General features: G+C 69.8%; 22 protein-coding genes. 3 read left to right on the plus strand and 19 right to left on the minus strand.

The features are described 5' to 3' along the window. Positions 1-336: 336 nt before the first annotated feature. The 4 genes from FXO18_RS15265 to FXO18_RS15280 are packed head-to-tail and all read right to left on the minus strand — an operon-like array spanning position 337 to position 2,831. Positions 337-783: a hypothetical protein gene (locus FXO18_RS15265; protein ID WP_149362007.1), complete on the minus strand. Its 447-nt coding sequence runs from the start codon at positions 781-783 to the stop codon at positions 337-339. A 29-nt stretch (positions 784-812) separates the two neighbouring features. Beyond that, on the minus strand, positions 813-1,670 hold the full coding sequence (locus FXO18_RS15270) for a PHP domain-containing protein (protein WP_149362008.1): 858 nt from the start codon (positions 1,668-1,670) through the stop codon (positions 813-815). 38 nt (positions 1,671-1,708) lie between these two features. Continuing rightward, complete coding sequence (locus FXO18_RS15275; RefSeq protein ID WP_149362009.1) at positions 1,709-2,332, minus strand: suppressor of fused domain protein; 624 nt, start codon at positions 2,330-2,332, stop codon at positions 1,709-1,711. A gap of 4 nt (positions 2,333-2,336) precedes the next feature. After that, positions 2,337-2,831: a general stress protein gene (locus FXO18_RS15280; RefSeq protein WP_149362010.1), complete on the minus strand. Its 495-nt coding sequence runs from the start codon at positions 2,829-2,831 to the stop codon at positions 2,337-2,339. A 209-nt stretch (positions 2,832-3,040) separates the two neighbouring features. Between FXO18_RS15280 and FXO18_RS15285 the strand changes: the two genes are divergently transcribed. After that, a complete protein-coding gene (locus FXO18_RS15285) occupies positions 3,041-6,007 on the plus strand; it encodes a type II toxin-antitoxin system Rv0910 family toxin (RefSeq protein WP_149362011.1) in 2,967 nt (988 codons plus the stop codon). 186 nt (positions 6,008-6,193) lie between these two features. Here the strand turns inward: FXO18_RS15285 and bsaP are convergent, their stop codons facing one another. The 6 genes from bsaP to FXO18_RS15315 all read right to left on the minus strand — a co-directional run bounded on the left by bsaP (position 6,194) and on the right by FXO18_RS15315 (position 12,101). Then, positions 6,194-6,520, minus strand: a complete 327-nt coding sequence (gene bsaP / locus FXO18_RS15290) for a biotin synthase auxiliary protein BsaP (protein WP_407936486.1) — start codon at positions 6,518-6,520, stop codon at positions 6,194-6,196. A gap of 85 nt (positions 6,521-6,605) precedes the next feature. Further along, positions 6,606-7,649 carry a biotin synthase BioB gene (gene bioB / locus FXO18_RS15295; RefSeq protein ID WP_149362012.1) on the minus strand — a complete coding sequence of 348 codons (1,044 nt, stop codon included), beginning with the start codon at positions 7,647-7,649 and terminating at the stop codon, positions 6,606-6,608. A 125-nt stretch (positions 7,650-7,774) separates the two neighbouring features. After that, positions 7,775-8,497, minus strand: coding sequence for a dethiobiotin synthase (gene bioD / locus FXO18_RS15300; protein ID WP_149362013.1), 723 nt, complete (start codon positions 8,495-8,497; stop codon positions 7,775-7,777). Between the two features lie 59 nt (positions 8,498-8,556). Then, on the minus strand, positions 8,557-9,633 hold the full coding sequence (locus tag FXO18_RS15305) for an 8-amino-7-oxononanoate synthase (RefSeq protein WP_149362101.1): 1,077 nt from the start codon (positions 9,631-9,633) through the stop codon (positions 8,557-8,559). 62 nt (positions 9,634-9,695) lie between these two features. Continuing rightward, positions 9,696-11,015: an adenosylmethionine--8-amino-7-oxononanoate transaminase gene (locus FXO18_RS15310; RefSeq protein ID WP_235900715.1), complete on the minus strand. Its 1,320-nt coding sequence runs from the start codon at positions 11,013-11,015 to the stop codon at positions 9,696-9,698. 48 nt (positions 11,016-11,063) lie between these two features. Continuing rightward, on the minus strand, positions 11,064-12,101 hold the full coding sequence (locus tag FXO18_RS15315) for a sigma-70 family RNA polymerase sigma factor (RefSeq protein ID WP_149362014.1): 1,038 nt from the start codon (positions 12,099-12,101) through the stop codon (positions 11,064-11,066). Positions 12,102-12,316: 215 nt separating this feature from the next. Here FXO18_RS15315 and FXO18_RS15320 point away from each other — a divergent pair, with 215 nt between their 5' ends. Then, on the plus strand, positions 12,317-14,365 hold the full coding sequence (locus tag FXO18_RS15320; protein ID WP_187774397.1) for an acyltransferase family protein: 2,049 nt from the start codon (positions 12,317-12,319) through the stop codon (positions 14,363-14,365). A 45-nt stretch (positions 14,366-14,410) separates the two neighbouring features. Further along, the gene (locus FXO18_RS15325; protein WP_149362016.1) at positions 14,411-15,496 is read left to right on the plus strand and encodes a hypothetical protein; all 1,086 of its coding nucleotides are present in this window, start codon (positions 14,411-14,413) and stop codon (positions 15,494-15,496) included. 24 nt (positions 15,497-15,520) lie between these two features. On the opposite strand, the gene FXO18_RS15330 is transcribed toward FXO18_RS15325, so the two are convergent. The 9 genes from FXO18_RS15330 to lspA form a co-directional block, all read right to left on the minus strand. Next, the gene (locus FXO18_RS15330) at positions 15,521-15,976 is read right to left on the minus strand and encodes a DUF6918 family protein (protein ID WP_149362017.1); all 456 of its coding nucleotides are present in this window, start codon (positions 15,974-15,976) and stop codon (positions 15,521-15,523) included. A 100-nt stretch (positions 15,977-16,076) separates the two neighbouring features. Further along, positions 16,077-17,426: a threonine ammonia-lyase IlvA gene (ilvA, locus tag FXO18_RS15335; protein WP_407936487.1), complete on the minus strand. Its 1,350-nt coding sequence runs from the start codon at positions 17,424-17,426 to the stop codon at positions 16,077-16,079. Between the two features lie 96 nt (positions 17,427-17,522). After that, positions 17,523-17,978: a nitroreductase family deazaflavin-dependent oxidoreductase gene (locus FXO18_RS15340; RefSeq protein ID WP_149362019.1), complete on the minus strand. Its 456-nt coding sequence runs from the start codon at positions 17,976-17,978 to the stop codon at positions 17,523-17,525. A gap of 53 nt (positions 17,979-18,031) precedes the next feature. Next, positions 18,032-19,303, minus strand: coding sequence for a serpin family protein (locus FXO18_RS15345; RefSeq protein WP_149362020.1), 1,272 nt, complete (start codon positions 19,301-19,303; stop codon positions 18,032-18,034). A gap of 44 nt (positions 19,304-19,347) precedes the next feature. Further along, positions 19,348-22,890: a DNA polymerase III subunit alpha gene (gene dnaE, locus FXO18_RS15350; protein WP_187774398.1), complete on the minus strand. Its 3,543-nt coding sequence runs from the start codon at positions 22,888-22,890 to the stop codon at positions 19,348-19,350. Between the two features lie 44 nt (positions 22,891-22,934). Next, positions 22,935-23,879: an EamA family transporter RarD gene (gene rarD, locus FXO18_RS15355; RefSeq protein WP_149362022.1), complete on the minus strand. Its 945-nt coding sequence runs from the start codon at positions 23,877-23,879 to the stop codon at positions 22,935-22,937. Between the two features lie 8 nt (positions 23,880-23,887). After that, on the minus strand, positions 23,888-24,481 hold the full coding sequence (locus FXO18_RS15360) for a hypothetical protein (protein WP_149362023.1): 594 nt from the start codon (positions 24,479-24,481) through the stop codon (positions 23,888-23,890). Positions 24,482-24,513: 32 nt separating this feature from the next. Further along, positions 24,514-25,440, minus strand: a complete 927-nt coding sequence (locus tag FXO18_RS15365) for an RluA family pseudouridine synthase (protein WP_149362024.1) — start codon at positions 25,438-25,440, stop codon at positions 24,514-24,516. Continuing rightward, positions 25,437-26,042 carry a signal peptidase II gene (gene lspA / locus FXO18_RS15370; RefSeq protein ID WP_187774399.1) on the minus strand — a complete coding sequence of 202 codons (606 nt, stop codon included), beginning with the start codon at positions 26,040-26,042 and terminating at the stop codon, positions 25,437-25,439. Before lspA ends, FXO18_RS15365 begins: the two co-directional genes overlap by 4 nt. Between the last annotated feature and the right edge of the window lie 7 nt (positions 26,043-26,049).

A 26,049-nucleotide genomic window follows, 5' to 3' on the forward strand; every position in this document is an offset into this window, starting at 1 on the left:
ACGAAACATCGCGGAACGACACTTTGGTCTGTCAGACATTACCCGCACTGCTCGCGCGGAGTACGCGGTACCGCCTCATGCGGCGCAGGACTCGCGGCAGCGCTGGCCAGCAATTGGATGGTGAGCCTGGTTGCGCTTCACAGCCGGAGAACCTGATGAAGATCGCATCAGTCGGGCTCGCGCCGCGCAGCAGATCGCGCTGGCCGCGGGGATTACCCGGGCCGCGCCAGCCTGGTGCGGCGATCGTACCTCCGCCTGGGGCTGTGGCACCGGCTTCAGCCTTCACAGTTTGCCACTCCGCGCCTGCCGCGTTCAACCCGTATACCGCATCGAAACCTAGCTCCACCACTGCGTGAGCAGCAAGAGAGCTCCCGCTGTGAGCACCAGCACACTCCAGGATGCCGCGATGGGGCCGCGGGAACGGTCAGCGGCGACCTGAGCCCCCACCGCGATCACCGCCCCGATGGCATGCCAGGCGATGGACGCCGGGCCCGGCCCAGCGATCGACCAGTCATCGGAGAACGTCGCCACGAGGCCGACCGCGAGCGCGAGGGCCACGAGTCCTCCCGCCACCAGCCCGGATGCCCACCGGAGCAGCCGCACCGGCCACGCATCACGGCGCCGCGGCCACCGGTGGCGCTCCTCGTGCTCGCGCGCGGGCCGGGATCCCGGGGCAGGCTGCCGCGCCCAGAGCAAGGCATCGCGCTCGCGGGCAGAACGCGCCACGGGAACGACATTGTCATCGTCCCCGGGAGCGCCCCCGGTAGCCGGGTAGTACGCCACCGATTCCCCTTTCGGACAGGCCTGGGCCGCTAGCGCTGGATGATCCCTGCGCCGGTCGCGCGGGCGACGAGCTCGTCGAGCTGATCGGCCGCAGTGGTCCGCGCGCCCAGCGCGATGGTCTTGTTCCCGCCATGGTAGTCAGACGAGCCAGTAGTGATCAGGCCATGCCGGGCGGCGAGGCGCGCGAGGATCGCCGCATCCTTCTCCTCATGGTCGGGATGATCGACCTCGAGCCCGGCGAGCTGCCCGGATTCCGCGAGCACGCGGACATGCTCGAGATCGAGCACGCGTCCTCGCTTGCGCGCGAGGGCATGCGCGAGGACGGGAACCCCACCGGCCGCGCGGACCATCGCTACGGCATCGTCGAGCCAGGTATCGGCCATGCGCGCGAAGTAGGGGCCGCGCGGCGAGAGGTGATGCAGGAACGCATCCCCGATCGTCTCCACGACACCCAGGTCCAGCAGGGCGCGGGCGAGATGGGGCCGCCCCACCACGTTCCCGGCTCCGGCGATGATCGCGTCAGGATCGACGGGGATGCCGTCGTCGCGCATGCGCTGGGCCATCAGCCGGATGCGCTCGCGCCGTGCCTGCTGGAGCCGTTGCCGCTCGGCAGCGAACGCCTCGTGGCCGGGGTCGAACAGGTAGGCCAGCAGATGGACCGCCACCGGGTAGCCGTCCTCGCCATGGCCGAGGCAGGACATCTCCATCCCACGGACCAGGGCGAGGCCCGCGGGCAACGCTGCCGCGGCCTCCTGCCAGCCGGAGGTGGTGTCATGATCGGTGATCGCGACCACATCGAGCTCTGCGCGCGCCGCCGCGGCGATGAGGCCCGCAGGGGTATCCGTGCCATCGGAGGCCGTGGAATGGGCGTGCAGGTCGATGCGCATCACCTCATTGTGCCCGCCTAGCGGCTCCAGGCTCCCGCTCAGGTCATCCGCACGGCGGACCGTCCCGGGTCGGTGGTGTCGATGCCTGCTTCGGCCCATGCATCGCGGAGCGCTCCCGCGCCCTTGATGCGCATCCACGCCGCCTCGGTCGCGGTGATCGGAACGGCGTCGAGGAACTCGACGGGGCTGCTCGGTTCCGGCAGCTCCATGGGCGGCAGGAGGCTGGCGCCGAGCAGGACCGCGGTGAACGCTGAGCCCGGCCACAGCGGCTCGCTGAGGTCTACGAGCGCATCCTCGGCAAGGATGAGTCCCTCCACGGCCGGCGCCGCCGAGATGACCGCCAGGGACCGGAGCACCTCGTCGGCACCACCGAGCAGGCGCAGCACGATCTCGGCGCGCGGGCCCCGCTGCGGGTCGGCGAGCATGTCCGCGGGGTCGCCCATGGGGCTCGCGCTGCACCCGCAGCTCACGTAGTGCACCATGCGGCTCGCGGACGGCCCGTACCGCAGAACCGTGATCGGCTCCACCCCGAGGAATGTGACGGAGGCCGCTGCGGGCTCGCCCAGATCGAGCGCCTGGGTAACGTGCGCGCGAACCAGCGCGGGAACGTCGGGCTGGGCGCCGGATGGGCCAGGATCGGAGAAATCGGGGAAGCTCGGCATGCTGCTAGTGTGCGGTACCGCCGGAGAGCGACGCGAGCAGGTCCCGTCCCTGCTCCGCCGTGCGGGGGTCGCAGAGCACGTCATAGCGCCCCGCGACGAGCTGCATGGTCGATTGGAAATCGCGCTGACCGCGGGATGCCGCGTACTGCACCGACTGCATGACGACCCAGAAGAGGATGCCGAAGGTGACACCGGTGAGCAGCGCGCCCCATAGCTGCTCGGTGAACAGGCCGATGAGCAGGCCGATGAAGATGCCGATCCAGGCGCCGGAGACGACAGCGCCACCGATGACGCGCGGCCAGTTGAGGCGGCCCACGACCCGCTCGACCTGCATCAGGTCAACGCCGACGATGGTCACATCGCGCACGGGGAATTGATTGTCCGAAAGGTAGTCCACGGCCCGCTGGGCCTCGGCGTAGGTGGTGTAGGAGCCGATGGGCCAGCCGGTGGGGGGCGTGGGAAGCCCGAGCCGGGCGGCGTTGCTCATGGGGCTGCTCATTGTTGTCTCCTCGATCGTGAGGGTCCGGTGCGCCCGTGGTCTCCCCCGGGCGCCGCGTCGCGCTGGTGCTGGTATGCACCCTTTAGTGTCTCAACGATCCGCGCAACTCGTTAGTGCCCGCCGCGGTTGAAATGTGATGGCCATCCCGCGCCCGACCACTATGGTGATACAAGTAGTCTCACATACCTCACGATGCGGGAAGGCCGACCATGAACCCCTCACGCCCGACACTCTCGCTACCCTCGCCCCGGCGCATCCTCGCGCTGCCCGGCCAGCTCATCGCAGCACTCGCCCCCGGCGCCGGCAAGCGCTCCGCCCAGGTTCCCGCGCCCGCCATCACGTTCAGCCGCGAGTACGCGCACGCGCTCACCGAGCAAGCGCGCATCGAGGCGACGCCGCAAGCCGTCATGGACGCCGTCACCGACCTCGCGCGCTTCGACGAATGGTTCACCCTCCACGCCAGCTGGCGCACCCCGCCCCCGACCAGCCTCGCCACCGGCACGACCCTCGCCCAGACCCTCCGCGTCCTCGGCACCCCGATCCGCATGGAATGGCGCATCACCAGCATCGGTCCGCGCACCCTCGTCCTCGAGGGCGCCGGCCCGCTCAACACCCAGGCCGGGATCGGCGTGAGCGTCACTAGCGCGCCCCGCGACACCGCGACCCTCACCATCACCAGCGGGTTCCACAGCGACTCCCTCAAGGGGCCGATGGGCGCGCTCGTGGCCCGCGCGCTCAACAACGCCACCAAGGACTCCCTCGCCCGGTTCCAGGCCATGCTCACCGATGGCGGGAACGCTGCCGCGCTCGCCGAGCGACCCGCCCCTACCATCCCCGGATCCCGGCCCGAGCCCATCCTCCACCACGCCAGCGGCACCCGCATCGACCCCTGGACACCCGTCATCGTCGGCATCGGCGAGATCACCCACCGGCCCGACGAATCCGGACCCCGCTCCCCCCTTGAGCTCGCCACCGCAGCGGCCCGGGCAGCGCTCGCCGACGCCGACCTCGACCACCTGCCCGACACGCTCCGCACCCGCATCAGCGCCGTGCCCAGCACCTCCTGGACCTACGGCCCCCACCACGCCTCACTGATCGCCACCATGCTAGGCACCCCCGGCGCCGACCTCGCCCAGTCCGCGCCCCTCGGTGGCGACGGACCGCTCCGGCTCACCAACGCTGCCGCCACCGCCATCGCCCGCGGCGAGCTCGACCACGCGATCACCGTCGGCGCCGAAGCCTTCGCCACCCTCGCCGAGCACGGCCCGCAGCAATGGGACACCGACCACCACACGCCCTTCGCCCCCCTGCTGCTCGGCTCCGACAAGGAAGGCAACAACGCGGCCGAGGAAGCCGTCGGCCTGCTCGCCCCAGCCCCCATGTACGCGCTCATGGACAGCGCCCTGCGCGCCAGCCTCCAGCTCGCCCCCCACGAGCACACCACCCGGGAAGCCCAGCTGTGGTCACGGTTCTCCGGGGTCGCCGCCACCAACCCCGCCGCCTGGCTGCCCGAGCCACACACCGCCGAGCAGATCAGCACCCCCACCGCCCGCAACCGCCCCGTCGCCACGCCCTACACCAAGCTCATGACCGCCAACCCGGCCGTCGACCAGGGCGGCGCGATCCTGCTGTGCAGCGCTCACGCCGCCGAGCAGGCCGGAATCCCCCAGGACCGCTGGGTCTTCCCCCACGGCGGCGCGCACGCCACCGAGGAATGGTTCGTCTCCGAGCGCAACGACCTCGCCACGATCCCCGCGATAGGACGCATCGGCGACGCGCTGCGCGACCACACCGGCATCGAGCCCGCGAAAGCCGACCACATCGACCTGTACTCCTGCTTCCCCTATGCCGTGATCGCCGCCGCCCGCGAGCTCGGCCTCGACCCGAGCGACGCCGCGCGGCCTCTCACCTGCACCGGCGGGCTCACCTTCGCCGGCGGCCCGCTCAACAACTACGCCACCCACGGGCTCGCCGGAGTGATCCGGGCCGCCCGCCGCGAGCCCGGGACGATCGGGATATCCACCGCGCTCGGCTGGTACGCCACCAAGCACGCCGCCACCGCGGTATCCACCACGCCACCCGCCATCCCCTTCACCGACATCGATGCCGCCGCCCGCTGGTCGCGCCCGCCCGCGCGCCCCGCCACCGCCGAGCACGACGGCACCAGCATCATCGAGGCCTGGACCGTCACCCACGGCTCCGACGGCACACCCGACGCCGCCATCCTCGCCTCGCTCGCCGACGACGGCACCCGGATCCTCACCCGATCCACCGACCCCGCGCTGATCGAGCGAGCCCTCGCCGAGGATCTCATCGGCATGGACCTCCTCCGCGACGGCGAGCAAGTGACCATCAGCAGCGTCGACGGCGAGGGCTTCGCCCGCGCGGCGGAGCATGCGCGCGCCACCCGCGCCACGCCCGCTCTCCTGCGCGACTGGGATGGGCCCATCTGCACCCTCACCCTCAACCGGCCCCGCGCCCGCAATGCCATCGACCTCGATCTCGCGCTCGCCCTCGAGCAAGCCCTCGACGACGCCGAATCCGATCCGCAGACTCAGGTCGTCATCCTCACCGGCGCTGCCGGGGACTTCAGCACCGGAATGGACCTGCGCGCCGCCGCCCGCGGCGAATTCCCCGTGGCGCCCCGTCGCGGACTGCTCGGCATCGCAGCGCTGCCACCCGCCCTGCCGACGATCGCCGCGGTGGAAGGACACGCCCTCGCTGGCGGGTTCGAGGTAGCGCTGGCGTGCGACATGATCGTCGCCGCGCGCGATGCCCGCTTCGGGCTGCCCGAGCCCTCCCGCGGGCTCGTCGCTGCCGCGGGCGGCGTGCTCCGGCTCGCCCAGCGCCTGCCGCGGGCCTCCGCTCTCGAGTTCACCCTCACGGGCCGCGAGATCCCGGCGGAGCGGCTCCACCAGCTCGGCATCGTCAACCGGCTCACCAAGCCCGGGCAGGCGCTCAGGGAAGCACGGGTGCTGGCAGGCCAGATCGCGGCGAATGCCCCGCTCTCGCTCGCCCTGACCCGCCGCATCGTCGACGAATCATCCGGCTGGCCCGCCGAGGAGGCGTTCGAGCGGCAATCCGACATCGCCTCGGAAGCGACTTTCTCCGACGATGCCCAGGAGGGCATGGCTGCGTTCGATGAGCGCCGGGAGCCGCGATGGACCGGGCGGTGAGGCCTGCCTAGGCGCCTGGCGCTTGGCGCTTGGCGCTTGGCGCTCGGCGCTCGGCCGCGAGTGTGCGAAAAACGACAGCTCCCGAGCGGAAACGTGTCGCTTTTCGCACCTTCGCGGGCTGGGCAGACCCCCGCACACTCGCGGTCCGGGCAGGCCAGCGAGCCACGCGCGAGAATCCGCCGAGAGCTACCGGTAGCCGGCGATCTCGTTGCTGTGGATGCGGCCGTGGCGCGAGCACTGCGCCCACCAGCCGACGGGATCGATCTGCACGACCATCCGGCGCCCGCACTGCCCGCAGTAGCGCGGCGGCTCGAGCCCGAGCTGCGCGGCGGACGGGATCGTCGCGTCGGCAGCCAGCTCGCTGCCGGTGTATACGCTGAAGCGCTGCTCGCTGCCGAGCGGCCCGCCGTCGCGCGGAGCGATCTCCTTGGCCGCGGGGACCTTGGCAATGCGCTCGCGCCGGGGAGCGGGCACGCGCGGATCTCCGGCCGTGCTGTCCGGGATGCTTGTCATCGTCACCGCTGTGCCCTCCTGCTTGGCTGGAACAGCCCCCTGGCCACCGTGGGCGGCCAGGGGGCTATATGCATCACTGATCGTGCTAGATGGTGGCGTTGAGCGCCTTGATCGGCATCTCGAGCTCGCCGAGCAGATCGAGATCGGACTCGGCGGGGCGCCCCAGGGTGGTGAGGTAGTTGCCCACGATCACGGCGTTGATGCCGCCAAGCATGCCCTGCTTGGCACCAAGGTCGCCGAGGGTGATCTCGCGGCCACCGGCGAAGCGCAGGATGGTGCGCGGCAGCGCGAGCCGGAACGCGGCAATGGACTTGAGCGCCTCGGTCGCGGGCAGCACCTCGAGGTCACCGAAGGGGGTGCCGGGGCGCGGGTTGAGGAAGTTCAGCGGAACCTCATCGGGCTCGAGGTCGCCGAGCTGGGCGGCGAACTCCGCGCGCTGCTCAAGGCTCTCGCCCATGCCGAGGATGCCACCGCAGCACACTTCCATGCCTGCTTCGCGGACCATGCGCAGGGTGTCCCAGCGCTCCTCCCACGAGTGGGTGGTGACAACGTTCGGGAAGTGTGACTTCGCGGTCTCGAGGTTGTGGTTGTAGCGGTGCACGCCCATCGCGGCGAGCTGGTCGACCTGCTCCTGGGTCAGCATGCCGAGCGAGCACGCGATCTGGATATCGACCTCGTTGCGGATCGCCTCGATGCCGGCAGCGACCTGCGACATGAGCCGGGCGTCGGGACCGCGGACGGCGGCGACGATGCAGAACTCGGTGGCGCCGCTCTTGGCGGTCTGCTTCGCGGCCTCGACGAGGCTGGGGATGTCGATCCATGCGCTGCGCACGGGCGACTGGAACAGCCCGGACTGCGAGCAGAAGTGGCAGTCCTCGGGGCAGCCGCCGGTCTTGAGGCTGATGATGCCCTCGACCTCGACCTCGGGGCCGCACCAGCGCATGCGCACATCATGGGCGAGCGCGAGGAGCTCCTCGAGCCGATCATCGTCGAGCTGGAGCACCTCGAGCACCTGCTCTGTGCGCAGCGGCACGCCACGCTCGAGCACTTGTTCCCGCGCGATCGCGAGAATGTCGGTGGCCGCGCCGGGCTCGCCTGTTTCGGTGGTCTGAGCGGGTGCCTGGGTCACTAGGAGCTCTCCTCTTCGGTGTACTGCGCCGCACGATCCTATCCCTGGCCGCGCGGGTTTCGGGGGCAGTGGTCCGAGCACCTCGTGACCTGCCCCACGCTATTTCAGTGTGCCTTACCGTCTCACTAAAGTGTGAATGCTCCCGCCGACGTGTCGCGTCGGCGCAGGTAGGAATCCTGGAATCGCGGCTCGATCCAGCCCCGCGCGGCGCTGGCGAAAGTGTCTCGCTCAGTGAGCGGCATGCCCGCCGGGATTGCTCCGACGATGGGCGCGCCGGTGATCCCGGGCAGGTCGGTCCGGTTGCAGCGCATGGCGAGATCGGGCTCCGCGGGCCATGATCCGATCACGATGCCTGCTATGCCGACCTCTCCGTGGCGCAGTGCCTCCACGGTGAGCGCGGTGTGGTTGAGGGTACCGAGGCCGGGCGCTACGACGATCACTACTGGTGCATCGAGCGCGCGGGCGAGGTCGCGGAGGGTGAAGCCCTCGGCGCCGAGCTGCACGAGCAGGCCGCCGGCGCCCTCGACGAGCACGAGGTCATGCAGCTCGTCGAGCTCCCGCACCGCCGCGATCAGGTCCGGCAGCCGCAGCGGTGGCCGGGAAGAGCGCCGGGCGGCGGTGAGCGGGGCGAGCGGCTCGGGGTACCGCGCGAGCTCCACGGTGTGGATGCCCGGCACGCGCGCCTCGATCTCGGCGAGATCGCCTGGCTCGTTGTCGTCGATGCCGGTCTGCGCGGGCTTGCACACCGCGACGCTGGCTCCCGCGTCGTGCGCGATGGCCGCGAGCACGGCAGTGACGGCGGTCTTGCCTACCTCGGTGGAGGTTCCGGTGACGATCAGGATGCTCACTGTTGCTCCCTGCGCTGGGGTACCTAATGGGGGTTTCCGGGGGGTGTTCCGGGGGTCGTCTATCGGGTTTCACCGAGCACGGTGCGCAGCACCTCCACCACGGTGGCTATCTCGGGCTCGGTGAGGTCCGCCCGCGCGGTCAGCCGGAGCCGCGAGGTACCTGGCGGCACGGACGGCGGCCGGAAGCAGCCGACGCGCACGCCGAGCTTCGCGCATCGCTCCGCCGCGGCGACCGCGGTGGCGGCGTCCCCGAGCACGACCGAGACCACGGCAGACTCCGGGATCTCGGTGACGTCGGCGGCGGCCGCGAGGGCGCGCGCATGGTCGAGCACGGCAGAGGCCCGCTGCGGCTCGCGGCGCAGCACCCGCAGAGCGGCACGCGCCGCACCAACCGGGGCGGGGGCGAGCCCGGTGTCGAAGATAAAGCTGCGCGCGGTGTTGATGAGGTGGTCGCGGACCCTCTCATCGGCGAGCACCATGCCGCCCTGGCTGCCTAGTGCTTTCGACAGGGTGAGAGTGATGATGACGTCGGGCTCGCCGGCGAGGCCGCACTCGTGCACGAGGCCGCGCCCACCGTCGCCACGCACGCCGATGCCGTGCGCCTCGTCGGCGATGAGGACCGCATCGGTCTGCCGGCAGATCGCGTGCATGGCGCGCAGCGGCGCGAGGTCCCCGTCCGCGCTGAACACGGAATCGGTGACGAGCAGCGCGCGCTCCTCGTCCCGGTCCTCGAGGGCCGCGCGCATCGCCCCGAGGTCGCGGTGCGCGACGATCACGGTGCGCGCGCGGGAGAGCCGGCAGGCATCGACGAGGGAGGCGTGGTTGGTGCGGTCGGACACCACGAGGGTGTCGCGGCCGCTCAGCGCGGTCACTGCGCCGAGGTTCGCGGCGTACCCGGTGGCGAACACCAAGCCGGTGGCGGCACCGGTGAACGCGGCGAGCTCCTGCTCGAGCTGCTCGTGCTCGATGGTGTCGCCGGTGACCAGGCGTGATCCCGTGGAGCCCGCGCCCCACTTCCGGACGGCCTCGATGGCGCCGTCGATGACCTCGGGATGCCGCGAGAGGCCGAGGTAGTCGTTGGAGGCGAGGTCGATCACGGTCTCGTGCGGCTGGCGTGGCCGCAGCACGCGCTGCATGCCCCGCTCCCGGCGCAGCGCTGCCGCGTCGTCGAGCCAGCCGAGGGGGTCCACGGGGCCGCTCACGCGCCCGGCCCGCCGGAGTGGGCCGCGGCGACCGCGACCATCGCTGTGGTGATCGCGGCGAGGTCGCTGGGGGTGCTGATGTAGGGGGGCATGGTGTAGACGAGGGTCCGGAACGGGCGCAGCCAGACACCGTGCTCGAGGGCGATGTCGGTGGCGAGCTGCATGTCGACGGGCTCGCGCATCTCGATCACCCCGATGGCTCCCTTGCTGCGCACATCGACCACGCCTGGCAGGTCGCGGGCCGGGGCGAGCCCCTCCGCGAGCTGCTTCTCGATGCCGGACACGGTGGTCGCCCAGTCCTGCTCGAGCAGGAGCTCGGTGGAGGCCACGGCGATGGCGCAGGCCAGCGGGTTGGCCATGAAGGTGGGGCCGTGCATCAGTCCCCCGGCGGGAGAGTCGCTGATGGTCCCGGCAATCTCGTCGGTGCACAGCACGGCGGCAAGGGTGAGGTAGCCGCCGGTGAGCGCTTTGCCGATGCACATCACGTCCGGGGCGATTCCGGTCTGCTCGATGGCGAAGAGGCTGCCGGTGCGGCCGAACCCGGTGGCGATCTCATCGACGATGAGCAGCACGCCGTGCTTGTCGCAGAGTCGACGCAGGTCAGCGAGGTGGCCGGGATGGTGGAAGCGCATCGAGCCGATGCCCTGCACGACGGGCTCGACGATCACTGCGGCGAGCTCATCGGCGTGGGTGGCGATCAAGCGCTCGAGCTCGGCGGTGTAGGCAGGGTCATGCTCGGCGGGCGGGCGTGGCGCGAACACCTGGGGGCGCAGCACATCGGTCCACATGGAGTGCATGCCGCCGTCGGGGTCGCACACGCTCATCGGGGTGAAGGTGTCGCCGTGGTAGCCGCCCCGCCAGGTGAGGAGCTTGTTCTTGGCGGGCTTGCCGAGGCTGCGCCAGTACTGCAGGCACATCTTGACCGCGACCTCGATGGAGACGGAGCCGGAGTCGGCGAAGAACACCTTGGTGAGCGGCTCCGGGGTGATGTCGACGAGCAGCGACGCGAGGCGCGCGGCGGGCTCGTGGGTGAGGCCTCCGAACATGACGTGGGACATGCGGGAGATCTGCGCGTGCGCCGCAGCGTCGAGCCGGGGGTGCTGGTAGCCGTGGATGACGGCCCACCAAGAGCTCATGGCGTCGATGGCCTCGCGGCCGTCGGCGAGGCGAAGCCGCGTCCCGCGGGCACTATCGACGACCAGGGGCCGCGTCGTCGGGGGGAACGCGCCGTAGGGGTGCCAGACGTGCGCGGCGTCGGCCTCGCTGATCGCGCGGGCATCCCACTTCGCGACCCGGGTCTGTGCGTAGTCCACCACGATGCACGACAGTATCGCCGCGCGTGGCAGAAATCGAGCCAGGCCGGATCAGGCGCGGCGCTCGCGGAGCCGCATCTCCGCACCGGAGAGCGCGAGGGGCAGCCCTGCCGCGGTGAAGAGGGCGGTGTCGAAGAAGACGTAGGCGTGGGAGAGCTTGCCCTGGCCATCGCCGTCGAGGACCTGGATCTGGAATGCCTCCCACCGGTTGCCGGGCGCGGCGATGTAGACGGCGAGCGCGGGCTGCGCGTTCATGATGACCGGAAGGGCACGCAGCTCCCCGGGCCCGGCGGGGCATTGCGTGTCGATCAGCGCGCCGATATCGGCGGGCCCCTGGTACCAGCCGAGGAACGGGGGCATCTCCCAGATCGCGTCCGCGGTGAAGAGCTCGACGATGGCGGGGATGTCCTTGCGCTCGAGGGCTGCGGCGTAGCGACCGATCAGCTCGCGGGCTGAGTGGTCATCGGGCTCGGCGAGAGTGTCCTCGTCGAGCGCGAGCTCCGCGAGGTGGGCACGCGCCCGTTGCATGCTGCTATTGACCGACGTGGTGGTGGTGCCGAGTGCATCGGCGATCTCGCTGGCCTTCCACTGGAGGACCTCCTTCATGAGCAGGGCGGCGCGCTGCCGGGCGGGCAGGTGCTGCAGCGCCGCGATGAGGGCGAGCCGGACCCGGGCATGCTCGGTGGCCGCGGTCGCGGGGTCGGCACCAGAGGAGGTAGCCGTACCAGGGAAGGGCTCGAGCCAGGGAATCTCGTTGCTCTGCTCGAGCGTTGCCCGGGGATCGCTGCGTTCCTGGCCCAGCCCACGTGGCAGCGCGCGAGCCTTGCGGGACTGGCACATGGTCAGGCACACGTTGGTGGCGATCCGGTGCAGCCACGTGCGCACCGAGGAGCGTCCCTCGAAGCTCGCGTACGAGCGCCAGGCGCGCAGGTAGGTCTCCTGCACAGCGTCCTCGGCGTCATGGAAGGAGCCAAGCATCCGGTAGCAGTGCGCGAGCAGTTCCCGGCGCAGCGGGGCGAACGCCTCGTCGAGCGTTGTCGCGGCGGGCCGGGAGGGCCCATCCGGATGGTGATCCAGAGTGGTCGACATGATGCATACGGTAGTCCGGCGGTCCGACATTCCTGGTGCTTCGGACGGGCGACAACGCAAATTTCACCGGGCCTGGAAAAGCCGCATTACGTACAAGTCCGGCAATTGCTCACACGGCGTCAGCATGAATCCCGCCCAAGGTATCGTGAATACTCGCCATGAACGCGCCGATCACGCGACACTCTGCCACCGACACCCGGATGCCTGCTCCGGCCATGCAGTACCGCTTGGACCTCGACGGGCTGCGCGGGCTCGCGATCCTGCTGGTCGTCGCCTACCACGTCTGGGCGCTCGGCGTCTCCGGCGGCGTCGACGTCTTCCTCGCCCTGTCCGGGTTCTTCTTCGTCGGCATGCTGCTGCGCACCATCCGGCGGGGCACTGACCTCTCCCCCCTGCCCGTGATCAAGCGGCTCGCCCGGCGCCTGCTGCCCGCGCTGCTCACCGTGCTCGTTGCCACGATGATCGCGGCATACCTGCTCATCCCGTTCACCCGCTGGGACGACATCGCGCAGCAACTCCTCGCGAGCGCGGGCTACTACCAGAACTGGTACCTCGCCATCGAGGCCGGCGACTACCTCGCCGCCGACCCCTCCACCAGCCCATTGCAGCATTTGTGGTCGATGTCGGTGCAGGGGCAGTTCTTCCTCGCCACTCTCCTGGCCACCTACGCCACCGCGTGGATCGCGCAAGCCGTCGCACGGCGCCACCCCCGCCGCCACATCTGGTCCGCCCGCGCCGCGACCGGCGTCATCCTCGCGGTCACCATCGCCTCGTTCTCCTACGCCGCGATCCATGTCGTCTCGCGTCCCTCCTGGAACTACTACGACACGTTCGCGCGCACTTGGCAGCTCCTGCTCGGCGGGGCCATCGCCGCGCTCCTCCCGCTCATCCGGGTGCCCGGCCCCGCCCGGCCCGCGCTCGCCCTCGGCGGCCTCGCCGCCATCGCTTCCACCGGGCTCCTCCTCGACGGGCGCGCCCAGTTCCCGGGCCCCTGGGCCCTGGTCCCGGTGCTCGGTGCGATCGCGATCATCATCGCCGGGGCGAACGCCACACGCAGCGATCCCGTGCGCGCCCTGCTCGGCAGTGGGCCCCTGGTGTGGCTCGGGACGCTGGCCTACGCCTTCTACCTGTGGCACTGGCCGATCCTGATCTTCTACCTGATCCATACCGGCAAGCCCGCCGCGACGATCATCGAGGGCCTCGCGATCATCGCGGTATCGCTGGGCTGCGCGTGGCTCACTCTCCGCTACATCGAGGCACCGCTGCGCTACAGCTCCCGCAATCCCGCCCCCAGCGAATCCCGTCGCCGCTGGAAGCGCCGCTCCACCTACCCCGCGATCGCGCTCGGTCTCGCCACGGTCCTCATGCTCGCCGCGGCCGGAGGATGGCTCGGCTACATCGCCAACCGCGATTCCTCGCTCCTCGATCCGCCGGGCTCGCGCACGCACCCCGGCGCCCTCGCCCTCACCGACGCCGCGCCCGTGCCCGAGGCGCGCATCTTCCCCGACCCGCTCGACATCCAGCAGGACCATCCGGTCACCGCCGAGGACAAATGCATCGCCGACTACTTCACCGCGGAACTGATCATCTGCGAATACGGTGATACGAGCGCTTCCCGCACGCTCGCTCTCGTCGGCGGCTCCCACGCCGAGCAGTGGATCAGCGCGCTGCACCCCATCGGCCTCGCTCGTGGCTTCCGCGTCACCGTCATCGTCAAGATGGGCTGCCCCATGTGGGACGAGCCCGACCCCCGTCACTTCGACGGCCTGCCCTACCCCGAGTGCCGCGACTGGAACCTCCGCCTCGCCGAGCACCTCGTCGCCACCCAGCCCGGCTTCGTGCTCACCAACAGCACGCGGCCCCTCCACGATGGCACCGGCGACTTCATTCCCGGCAACTACATCGAGGCGTTCACGGCACTATCCAGCGCGGGGATCAACGTCCTCGGCCTGCGCGACAACCCATGGCTGTGGCCCTTTCCCGGTCCTGCCGATTGCCTCGCCGGGCGCAACACCCCCGAGCAGTGCGGCGCGCCCCGCAGCACCGTGCTCAAGGCCACCAACCCTGCCGACGAATGGGCCGAGCAGATTCCCGGCATGGTCTCGCTGGACATGTCCGATGCGATCTGCCGGCCCACCACCTGCCGTGCCGCGGAGGGCAATATCGCGGTCTACCGAGACTTCAACCACCTCACCGCTAGCTACGTGCGGTCGATGATCCCGGAGCTTGACCGGCAACTCGGGGACGCCACCGCCTGGTGGTGAGACGATGGAGCCGTGAGCCCCCCTAGCAGCCCCAGCCGACCAAGCGTGACCAGCGTCTACTGGCCGCGGGTGGCCCCGCCCAGGACCGGGCAGGATGCCACCGAAGCGCTCGCCCGTCTCCGGGGCCACGCCGATGCCGCGCGCTGCTCCCACGCCGCCGTGCACCCGTCAACCGTCCTCGGCGCGGGCACTGCCGGGCTCACGCGCCTGCTCGACGAGCCCGGCACCTCGGCCCGGCTGCTGATCGCGCTCCCCTCGCTCGCCGCGCTGCCAGCCGCAGGCACGCCCGAAGCCAGCGAGCTGCGCCGGGCGCTCGAGCATGAGCTCCTCGATGGCGTGGTCCTCATCGGCATCGGCACGGTCGATTCCCTCGCCGATGCCACCGCGCGCCTGCGCGCGCTCGTCGGCCGCGACAAGCTCGTGCTGGTCCAGGCCCCCATGCCCCTGCCCCGCTCCGGCGATCCCGATCTGCCCGCGGGCATCGACGGCACGGTAGCCATCGAGCTCACCCGCACCACCGCAGGCGTCCTCGCCGGGCACAACGGTCGCGACCACACTCTCGCCAAGCACTACGTGCCACGCTCCGAGTTCCACCTGATGCGGGCCCACGTCGCGCGCCACTGGCCACGAACCCTCGTGCCCGCCGGCAGCACCCCGGAGGCGCGGCTCATCGACGCGCTCGGGCCAGGCAGCCCGATCATCACCCACGAGTCGGAGGGGAGCGGCACGCTGCTGGCCGCCGCGCTCGCCCTGCGCGCAGAGCGGCCCGAGGTTTTCGGCGGAGGGGAGTACGAGCCCCTGTCGGCCACCGGTCCCCGCCAGACCCATGTCGTCGCGTTCGCGCGCGGCAGGCCCCACGCCCTGCCCGAAGCAATATGCCTCGTCCTGCGATCGCTGAACCACGACATCGCCACCGATATCGACGACGACCCCGCCGAGTGGGCGCGCACCCTCATCCGTTTCCCGCCCGGCACCTGGCACGATATCGCCACCGACCGGACCATCCACTGCTCCCCCGACGACCAAGGGGTCAGCATCCCGGACGCGCTGCCGGGCTCGGGCATGGCACTGTACGTGCGTGGCGGCGAGCCCCAACCACCCCCGCGCGAGCTGCGCCCTCGAACGAGCTAGAGCAGCGGGCGGGCTAGCCCACCGTCACGGACGGAGCATGTTGCGCTGGATCAGCTCGCCCACGGCAGGAAGCGCCTGCACCACATGCTTGTGCGCCTGGCCCCGCAACTGGCCATACAGCTTGACCACGCTCTTGTACGACGAGCCCTCCGCGCGACGATCAACGACAGCGAGCAGCGAATCGGCGGCCGCGTCACCATGCTGCGCCAGGTACTTGCCGAAATCCTCGGAGCCGTCGGCCTGGAACGCATCCCAGTGCGGCTGCAGGTCCGCGAGGAAATCTGGCAGGAGCGCCCGCAGCACGGAGTCGACGAATGACGCGTGCACCGCGTTGACCGTCTTGTAGGCACCCTTGATCATCATGCCGCCGGGGCCACGCTTGGCCTTCACCTCGGCATCGAGCACCGCGCGCGCCTCCGCGACGAACGCATCCCTCGTGCCTTCCGCCAGCAATTCCTCGCGCAACGATCCAGCCATCATGTCCTCCTAGTCGCGGCGGCGCCATCGGCGCCAGTACCTCCGGACAACCGTAGCGAATCGCTCCCCCGCCCACGCGGCGACAGGCCAGCGCGAATGGCCCCTAGATCAGGTAGCGGAAGGCGGGCTTGCCCGGCTCGAGGCGCTCGACGTCCATCCCGGACTTGCGGATCCGTGCGAGCAGCGGCGCGAGCCCCTCCCGCTCACCGAGCTCGATGCCGACGAGGGCTCCCCCGGTCTCGCGGTTGTTGCGCTTGACGTACTCGAACATGGTGATGTCGTCATCGGGGCCAAGGACCTGGTCGAGGAACCGGCGCAGCGCACCGGGCTCCTGCGGGAAGTTGACGAGGAAGTAGTGCTTGAGCCCCATGTGGACGAGCGAGCGCTCGAGGATCTCGCCGTAGCGGGAGACGTCATTGTTGCCGCCGGAGACGATGCAGACGATGTTCTGCCCGGGCTCGAAGGTCATCTGCTCGAGCGCTGCGGTGGCGAGCGCCCCCGCCGGCTCGGCGATGATGCCCTCGTTCTGGTAGAGGTCGAGCATGGCGGTGCATACGGCGCCCTCGTCGACCTTGATCAGAGAGAGATCTCCCGGGTGGCTCGGGCGCGGAACCGACGCGACGAGCGGCAGCGATGCGTGAGTGAGCGCGGTCGCTCCCGCGGCGGCGAGGACGGAGTAGGTGAAGTCGCCGACGCGCCGGACGGCCGCACCATCGACGAAGGGATCGATGTCGCGGAGCGTGACGGGGCCGTGGGCCGCGAGCGCGGCGATCATCGAGGCCGCCCCGGAGGGCTCGGCACCGACGATGGTGGTGCGGGGGGATCGTTCCCGCAGGTAGGTGGTGACACCGGCGATGAGCCCTCCCCCACCGACAGGAACCACGATGGCGTCGAGATCACCGTCGAGCTCGGCGAGGATCTCGGCGGCGATGGTGCCTTGGCCTGCCGCCGTGCGCGGGTCGTTGAACGGCGGAACGAGGGTGGCGCCGGTCTGCTCGCAATCCTCGGCAGCGGCCGCGGCGGCCTCGTCGTACGTGGGGCCGGTGATCTTCAGCTGGACGAAGCTGTTGCCGTGCGCTCGGATGCGGTCGCGCTTCTGCTTGGGCGTGTTGGAGGGCAGGTAGATGCGCCCCTGGATGCCGAGGGCCTTGCAAGCGAGCGCGACTCCTTGCGCGTGGTTGCCGGCGCTGGCGCACACCACACCGGCGGCGCGCTCCTTGTCGGTCAGTTGCACCATGAGGTTGTAGGCGCCGCGCAGCTTGTAGGAGCGGACCCGCTGGAGGTCCTCGCGCTTGAGCCAGATGTTGGCGCCGGTGATCTCGGAGAGGCGCTCGCACCGCTCGAGGGGCGTTTCCGCGACGACGCCGCTGATGCGCGCTGCGGCAGCGTCGATATCGTCCGCGGTCAGCAGCGCCGTGGACGTGGGGGCCTGGAGATCATGAGCAGTTGACACTCGGTCCATGCTGCCATCCCGGGTGCACCAGTATCCAGTCGTTGGACTGGTTGGTCCGTTCCGTGACGTTCCCGGTAGCGTCCCGCGCCCAGGCCCTTAGTCGCGAGCGGGCCCTTGGTCGCGCGGGGCGAGGACGAGGACGGGGATGATGCGGTCGGTCTTGGCCTGGTACTCGTTGTAGTCGGGCCACACCTCGGCGGCACGCTGCCACCAGAGATCGCGCTCCTCGCCCTGGACCTCGCGGGCGTCATAGTCCTTGCGGTTGGCGCCGTCCTGCAGCTCGACGTGCGGGTGGGCGAGGATGTTGTGGTACCAGGCAGGGTGCCGGGGCGCGCCGCCCATCGAGGCGATGAGGGCGTACTCACCGTTGTGCTCGACGCGCATGAGGCAGGCCTTGCGCAGGTTTCCGCTCCGTGCACCGCGCATGGTGACAACGACCACGGGCTTGCCGCCCATGGTGTTGCCTTCGGCGCCGTCGCTGGCCTCGTAGGTCTCGATCTGCTGGCGGACGAAGTCAGTGGCGGGCGGCTCGTAGGTTCCGGACAGTGGCATGGCGCGGGTCTCCTCGGTCGGCGGGGCTCGGCGGCGGGATCGGTGATGCGGGGTCAGGCGGTGGGGTCGGTGGTGGTGCCGGCGAACAGTGGCATCCCGGTGGGCTGGTGCATCAGCACGAAGGAGAATGCCTGGTCGGCACGGAAGGTGATCTGCGACTGCGGGGGCATGCTGGTCACTCCGGCTAGGCCGGTGACGGCCGCGGCCTCGGTGCCGGCCTCGTCGACGGTGATGGTGGCGCGATGGATGGCATCGCTGAGGGTGAAGCCGGGCGCGATGTCGTCGAGGCCACCGAGGTCGGTGAGGCCGAGCCGGGCGAGCGTGTCGAGCAGCCCGGTGCTGGTATCGATGCGGAACCGGGGCACGGCCACCTGCGCGGATCGCTCGGTGCCGCCGCGCGCGAGCTCCGCGAGCATTGCCTCGGTGACGGCGGGCGGCGCGGCGGCCTCGTCGGTGGGGTCGAGGGCGATCCACATCACCAGCTCGTCACCGCGGTAGGGCAGGGCGATGGCCGTCCAGCCTGGCGCCTCGATGTGCCGCACCCGCAGGTTCTGCTTGTTCATCATGGGTGTGGTGACGGTGGCCCCGCCCGGACGGGTGAACGGCTCGTCACGAGTCTCGTTCTCGCTGAACTGCACTTGCCATTCGGCCTTCATGTAGGTGGCGTTGGCGAGGACCGCGACGGTGGCGGGGTCGAGCCGGTCGAACATCTCGGTGATGCGCCCCGCGGTGTTGTCGCTGGCCCAGTCGTTGAGCACTTGCACCGCATCGCTGCTCGCGAAGTCCACCTGTTCGGGCTGGGCACCGAACTGGTCAGAGAGGGTGTCGGTGAACTCATCGCCGAGGTCGAGCCCCTCTTGAACGAAGAGGCCCTGGGCGAGGGCAACGACCGTGGGTGCTGGCGGGTCATCGCTGCCACGGGTGGCGCCAGGATCGGTAGGCTCGGGCGGCTCGCTAGTAGTGCCTATCGTGTCGAGCAGATCGCCGTACGCTTGCGCCGGAGTGGTCCCGGGGTAGCCGAACACGGTGTCGAGCTGCTCAGCGGTTGTGCCGCCTGCTCCCGCGCGAAGCATGGCGAACGCCGTGGCGATGCTCAGCGGGGAGTACACCGTGTTGGCCTGGTCCTGGCTGGCCAGCTCCTGGCTGAAACGCTCGGTGAAGCGTTGGATCCCATCGCGCGCTGCCTCCACGTCCCCGGCAGCGCTGCCAGGGACGCTGCTCGGTTCCGCGGGCGCGGACTCGTCGATGCTCCCGCACGACGTGCTCAGCACGAGGGCTGCCGCGGCGCCGAGCATGGCGAGCCTGCCTGGTGCGATTCTGCGCATGTCCGCTCCCGTGCTGTGGGGTGCCGTGGTCGTTCTTCCTATTCCTACCCCAGGCAGCCTGGTCCGAGGAGTGCTTTGAGGTCGCCCATGAGCGCCGACGATGGGGCCACTCGATAGTTGTCGTCGAGCTTGAGGGTGGTGGTGCGGTCCCCGGCGATGAGCCGCACGTGCACGTCGGCGCTGCCGGGATGGCGGGTGAGGACTTGCTTGAGCGCGCCGACCTTGTCCGGAGTGCACAGCCGGGTGGGCATGGTCAGCGCGATGGGCTGGGCCACGCCAACGTCGGAGAGATCGGGCACCACCAGATCATTGGCGATGATGGAGAGCCGATCATCCTGGCGCTTGAGCCGCCCCTTGACGAGCACGATGGCGTCCTCGGTGACGTCCATGCCGTAGAGGGAGTAGGACTGCGGGAAGAACATGATCTCGATGCCGCCCTCGAGATCCTCGAGCTGAGCGGCTGCCCAGGGCTGGCCGTTCTTGTTGACGCGCCGGGTGACGGAGGCGAAGATGCCACCAACGGTGACCTGGGCGCCGTCCTTGATGGTGCCGTCGAGGATGGCAGTGATCGGCGTGTCGGTCTGGGCGGCGAGCAGGTGCTCGATTCCGTTGAGCGGATGCCCGGAGACGTAGAGGCCGAGCATCTCGCGCTCGAGGGCGAGGCGGTGCTTGGTGTCCCATTCCTCATCCGGGACCTTCACCTCGAAAACGCTGGTGACGTCCTCCGCATCGTCGCCGCCGAAGAGGTCGAACTGGCCCATCGCCTGGGCCTTCTTGGTGCTCATCACGGCATCGACGGCATCGGAGTGGATGTGGACGAGCCCCTTGCGGGGATGCTCCATGGAGTCGAACGCGCCGGCCTTGATGAGCGATTCGACGGCCTTCTTGCCGCAGGCGGCGGCATCGACCTTGTTCAGGTAGTCGGAGAACGACGTGTAGTGCCCCTTCTCGGTGCGGCCCTCGATGATCGCGGAGACAACATTGGAGCCGACGTTGCGAACGGCATTGAGCCCGAAGCGGATGTCGTCGCCGACGGAGGTGAAGTTTCGCTCGGACTCGTTGACGTCCGGAGGCAGCACCGTGACACCGATCTTGCGGCAATCGGACAGGTAGATAGCAGCCTTGTCCTTGTCATCACCGACAGAGGTGAGCAGCCCCGCCATGTACTCGGCGGGGAAGTTCGCCTTGAAGTAGGCGGTCCAGTAGGAGACGAGCCCGTACCCGGCGGCGTGGGACTTGTTGAACGCGTAGCCGGCGAACGGGAGGATCGTGTCCCACAGTGCCTTGATGGCGGCCTTGCCGAAGCCGTTGTCCTGCATGCCCTTCTCGAAGCCCTCGAACTCGGCGGCGAGCACCTCGGCCTTCTTCTTGCCCATGGCGCGCCGGAGGATGTCGGCGCGCCCGAGGGAGTACCCGGCTACCTTCTGAGCGATCTGCATGATCTGCTCCTGGTAGACGATCAGGCCGTAGGTCTCCGAGAGGATCTCCTTGAGGGGTTCCTCGAGCTCGGGGTGGATCGGCTTGACGGGCTGGCGGCCGTTCTTGCGGTCGGCATAGTCGTTGTGGGCGTTCATGCCCATCGGGCCGGGGCGGTAGAGCGCGAGCACGGCGACGATGTCCTCGAACCCGGTGGGCTGCATGCGGCGCAGCAGGTCGCGCATGGCCGAGCCGTCGAGCTGGAACACCCCGAGGGTGTCGCCGCGGGCAAGCAGCTCGTAGGCCTTGGGGTCGTCGAGGGCGAGCGTGTCGAGATCGATGTCGATGCCGCGGTTGGACTTGAGGTTGTCGATGGCATCGCCGATGACCGTGAGGTTGCGCAGGCCGAGGAAGTCCATCTTGAGCAGGCCGATGGCCTCGCAGGAGGGGTAGTCCCACCCGGTGATGATCGCCCCGTCCTGCGCGCGCTTCCACAGCGGGATCGATTCCATCAACGGCTCGGACGACATGATGACCGCGCAGGCATGCACGCCGGCATTGCGGATCAGGCCCTCGAGGCCGAGCGCGGTCTCGTAGATCTGGCGCACCTCGGGGTCGGTCTCGATGAGGGCGCGCACCTCGGCGGCCTCCTTGAACCGCTCGTGCTGGGGGTCCATGATGCCGTGGAGCGGGATGTCCTTCGCCATGACGGGCGGCGGCAGAGCCTTGGTGATCCTGTCGGCGACGCCATAGCCGGGCTGCCCGAGCGTCACGCGCGCGGAATCCTTGATGGCGGCCTTGGTCTTAATGGTGCCGAAGGTGATCACCTGCGCGACTCGATCGCTGCCCCACCGCTCGGTGGCGTAGCGCACCATCTCGCCACGGCGGCGATCATCGAAGTCGATATCGATATCGGGCATGGAGACGCGCTCGGGGTTGAGGAACCGCTCGAACAGCAGCCCGTGCGGGATCGGGTCGATGTTGGTGATGCCGAGCGCGAACGCCACGAGCGAGCCGGCCGCTGAGCCACGGCCGGGCCCCACCCGGATGCCTACTTCCTGGGCGTGCCGGATGAGATCGCCGACGACGAGGAAGTAGGCGGGGAAGCCCATCTGGATGATGACGTCGAGCTCGTACTCTGCCCGCCGGGTGTAGTCCTCGGGCACGCCGGACGGGAAGCGACGCTGCAGGCCCTCGTGGACGCTGCGCGCGAGGAAGCTGCCCTGCGTCTCGCCCTCGGGCACGGGGAAGACGGGCATGCGATCACGGTGCTTCCACACGTCCTCGTAGGATTCGACGCGCTCGGCGATGAGCAGCGTGTTATCGCACGCCCCGGGGACCATATCGTCCCAGGCAGCACGCATCTGCTCGGCCGACTTGAGGAAGTAGCCATCGCCGTCGAACCGGAAGCGATTGGGGTCGCTGAGCGTCTTGCCGGTCTGCACGCACAGCAGCGCCTCATGGCTCTTGGCCTGGTCCATCGTCACGTAGTGGCAGTCGTTGGTGACCACCGGCGGGATGCCAGCCTTGCGCCCCACCTCGAGCAGTCCGTCGCGCACCCGCCGCTCGATGGAGATGCCATGATCCATCAGCTCGAGGAAGAAGTTCTCCTTGCCGAAGATCTCCTGCCACTTCGCCGCGGCCTCGAGCGCCTCCTTGTCATGGCCGAGCCGCAATCGGGTTTGCACCTCGCCCGACGGGCAGCCCGTGGTGGCGATGATGCCCTCGGAATACTGCGCGATCAGTTCCGCGTCCATGCGCGGCCACTTGCCGAGCTGACCCTCGATCGATGCCAGCGAGGACAGGGTGAACAGGTTCCGCAGCCCCGTCGCGTTGCGGGCCACCATCGTCATGTGCGTGTAGGCGCCGCTGCCGGACACATCATCGGACTTCTGCGACGGCTCGCCCCACTTGACCCGCTTGAGGTTGAACCGGGACTCCGGCGCCACATAAGCCTCGATGCCGATGATGGGCTTGATGCCGGCCTTCGTCGCCACGTTGTAGAAATCGCTCGCGCCGAACATGTTGCCGTGGTCGGTCATGCCCACCGCGGTCATGCCGAGCCGCTGCGCCTCCGCGAACAGCGGCTTGACCTTTGCCGCTCCATCGAGCATCGAGTACTCGGTGTGATTGTGCAGATGCACGAACGATCCATGCTGCGAACCAGCCACGTATGCCCCTCGGTCCCGCCGACTCCTGATGTGACGCCCCCACTCTAGGCGGGGGCACCGACACTTCGCATGCGCCTCGCCCGCCGCCCCCGGTAGCGCCGCACCAGGTCCGTGGTGAGGATGGCGAGCGCGAGCCAGATCAGCGCGAAGCCGAGCCATCGCGTGAGCGGCATGTCCTCGCGCAGCACGATCACTCCCCAGGCCATCTGCAGGCTCGGGGTGAGGTACTGCAGCATTCCCATGGTGACCAGCGGCACGCGCTGCGCGGCGCCAGCGAACAGAAGCAGCGGGATCGCGGTGACCGGCCCCGCCGCGATGAGCAGCAACGCGTGCGGCATGCCCCCGTCGAGGAAGCTCCCCTGGCCGTGGAGCGCGAGCCAGCCCAGCAGCATCAGCGCGAAGGGCGCGGCCACGAGCGTCTCCCCCGCCACGCTCTGCCGCGGATCGATCGGGATGAGCTTCTTGGTGACCCCGTAGAGCGCGAAGGAGAACGCGAGGCTCAAGGCGATGTACGGCGGATATCCGTAGTCGAGCGTCAGCACGAGCACCGCGATCGCGGCGAGACCGAGCGCCACGGCCTGGGCGCGCGAGAGGCGCTCGCGGAAAACGATCACACCGATGAGGACGCTGACGAGCGGATTGATGAAGTACCCGAGAGCGGTCTCCACCACCCGGCCGCTGACGACTCCATAGATGTACATGCCCCAGTTGATGCTGATGAACAACGATGCCGCCGCGACGAGCGCCCAGTTGCGGGCACCCATCCGGAGCAGCGCCCGGCCCTGCCCCAGGACCAGCACCACTACGAGCATGAGCAGCATCGTCCACACGATGCGGTGCGCGAGGATCTCCACTGGCGCGGCGAACGCCAGCAGCCCGAAGAATGCGGGGAACAACCCCCAGCAGGCATAGGCCGACGCCCCGAGCAGCACTCCACGGGGATCCTGCGCGGGGGGCTCGGGAGAGGCCTCGCGCTGCGCGCGCGTCATGCCATGCCCTATCGGGCCCGCACCGCGAACGCGCCCCATCGGGAATCGGCGGGCAGCGCCTCGACGCTGGCCACCCCCGGCCGGCCCGCTACCCCGCCCAGCGCGCCAAGAGGTGCGTGGACGACAACGCCAATAATGCACGCGCAACCGGGGCCAAGCGGCTGGCTATCAGGCAGCTGGGCATCAAGCATTTGGGCATCAAGGTCGCCCCCCTGCTCCCGCAGCAGCGAGATGCCTCGAGCCACGCCCTCGCGGAAGGCGGCCCCATCGTCACTACCCGGCGCGGGCGCTGGCAGGCTCACCGCTGGATCACTAGCCAGTGCGCCGTTGCCACCCCCATCAAGGACGAGCCGGGAGGCGCGCGTCCCCGCGACGACCGCAGCAGCGGTGGCCGCATCGACCGGCTGCTCCGGCAGCACGAGCGCCCAGCGGGGTTGCTCGTCCCCAGCGGGATCGAGCGTTGCCGCCGCCCGCTGCCGGTACTCGTCGAGCGGCTCGCCCGCGGCGGGCCCGAGCGCATCGGTCGCCACCGGAAGCGGCGGCACCGGATTGAGCGCGCCGACCACCGCTGCCCCGGCGAGCGCCACTGCGAGCACTGCCACGACAAGCAGGATATTCGTCGCCCGCTGGCGCATCAGTGCTCCCGCAGCACATCAAGGGCATGCTGCAGATCATCCGGGTAGTCGCTGGTGATCGTCATCCACCGGCCGTCCGCCGGGTGCGCGAACTCCAGGGTGCAGGCGTGCAGCCACTGCCGCTGCAGGCCCAGGCGCTGCGCGAGCCGCGGATCAGCACCGTAGGTGAGATCGCCGCAGCAGGGATGCTTCAGCGCGGAGAAATGCACCCGGATCTGGTGGGTGCGCCCGGTCTCGAGATCCACGCTGAGCAGGCTCGCCGCCTGGAACGCCTCGAGGGTGTCGTAGTGGGTGACGCTGTGCTTGCCATCGGCACGCACGGCGAACTTCCAGTCGTTGCTCCCGTGCCGACCGATCGGGGCATCGATGGTGCCGCTGCTCGGATCGGGATGGCCCTGCACCAGGGCGTGGTACTGCTTCTTGACGGTGCGCTGCTTGAACGCCCGCTTGAGCAGGCTGTAAGCGCGCTCGGACACCGCGACCATCATCACGCCGGATGTGCCCACGTCCAGGCGATGCACGATGCCCTGGCGCTCCGGGGGCCCCGAGGTGGAGATGCGATATCCGGCCGCGGCGAGCCCCCCGAGGACGGTGGGCCCCTTCCAGCCGACGCTGGCGTGGGCAGCGACACCCACGGGCTTGTTCACCGCCACCAGGTCGCTGTCGGCATACAGGATTGTCATCCCCTCGACGGGCTCGGGCCTGTTCTCGGGCTCCCGGCGCGGCTGCGGCAGGTGGACCTCCAGCCAGGCACCGGCATGCAGCTTGTCGGACTTGCCCGCCGCGGCGCCGTCGACCAGGACCGCGCCCTCCTCCGTCATCGTGGCGATCACCGTGCGGGAGAGGCCGAGCAGGCGTGACAGCCCGGCATCGACCCGCATGCCCACGAGACCATCGGGCACGGGCATCGAGCGCGTGTCCATCATGCTTCCTCCCCCTGCTCAGTCTTCTCCGGCGCTGGCTTCTCCTGGGCAGTCTTTTCGTGGGCTGCCTTGGACGACCGGTGGCGCGTGCCATCGGGCTCCACGCCGATCACGGTCAGCAGCACCAGCAGGATGGCGCCGCCCACGATCGCCGGATCGGCGACATTGAACACCGGCCAGACACTGCCGTCCGGGGCCAGCAGGGACAGGAAGTCCACGACGTGCCCCTGGAAGCCCCCGGGCTCGCGGAACACGCGATCGACGAGGTTGCCGAGCGCTCCACCGAGGATCGCGCCAAGACCGATCGCCCAGGGCAGGGAACGGATCCGGCGGCTCGCCACCACGATGACCACCGCCACGAGCAGCGTGATGGCCGATAGCAGCCAGGTAAGGCTCGTCGCCATCGAGAACGCCGCCCCAGGATTGCGGTGCAGCGTCAGGTACAGCAGCCCTCCGAGAACGCGAACGGGCTCGCGCTCCTCGAGGAAGCGCACGGCAAGGATCTTCGTGGCAAGGTCGAGGACGAGCACGCCGAGGCCGAGGGCAATGATGGTTCGGGCCCGGCGCGGATGGGCCTGCACGGGGTCGGTGGGTTGTTCGCTCACCCCCACA

The sequence above is a fragment of the Lolliginicoccus suaedae genome, assembly GCF_008312885.1.
Classification (GTDB): domain Bacteria; phylum Actinomycetota; class Actinomycetes; order Mycobacteriales; family Mycobacteriaceae; genus Lolliginicoccus; species Lolliginicoccus suaedae.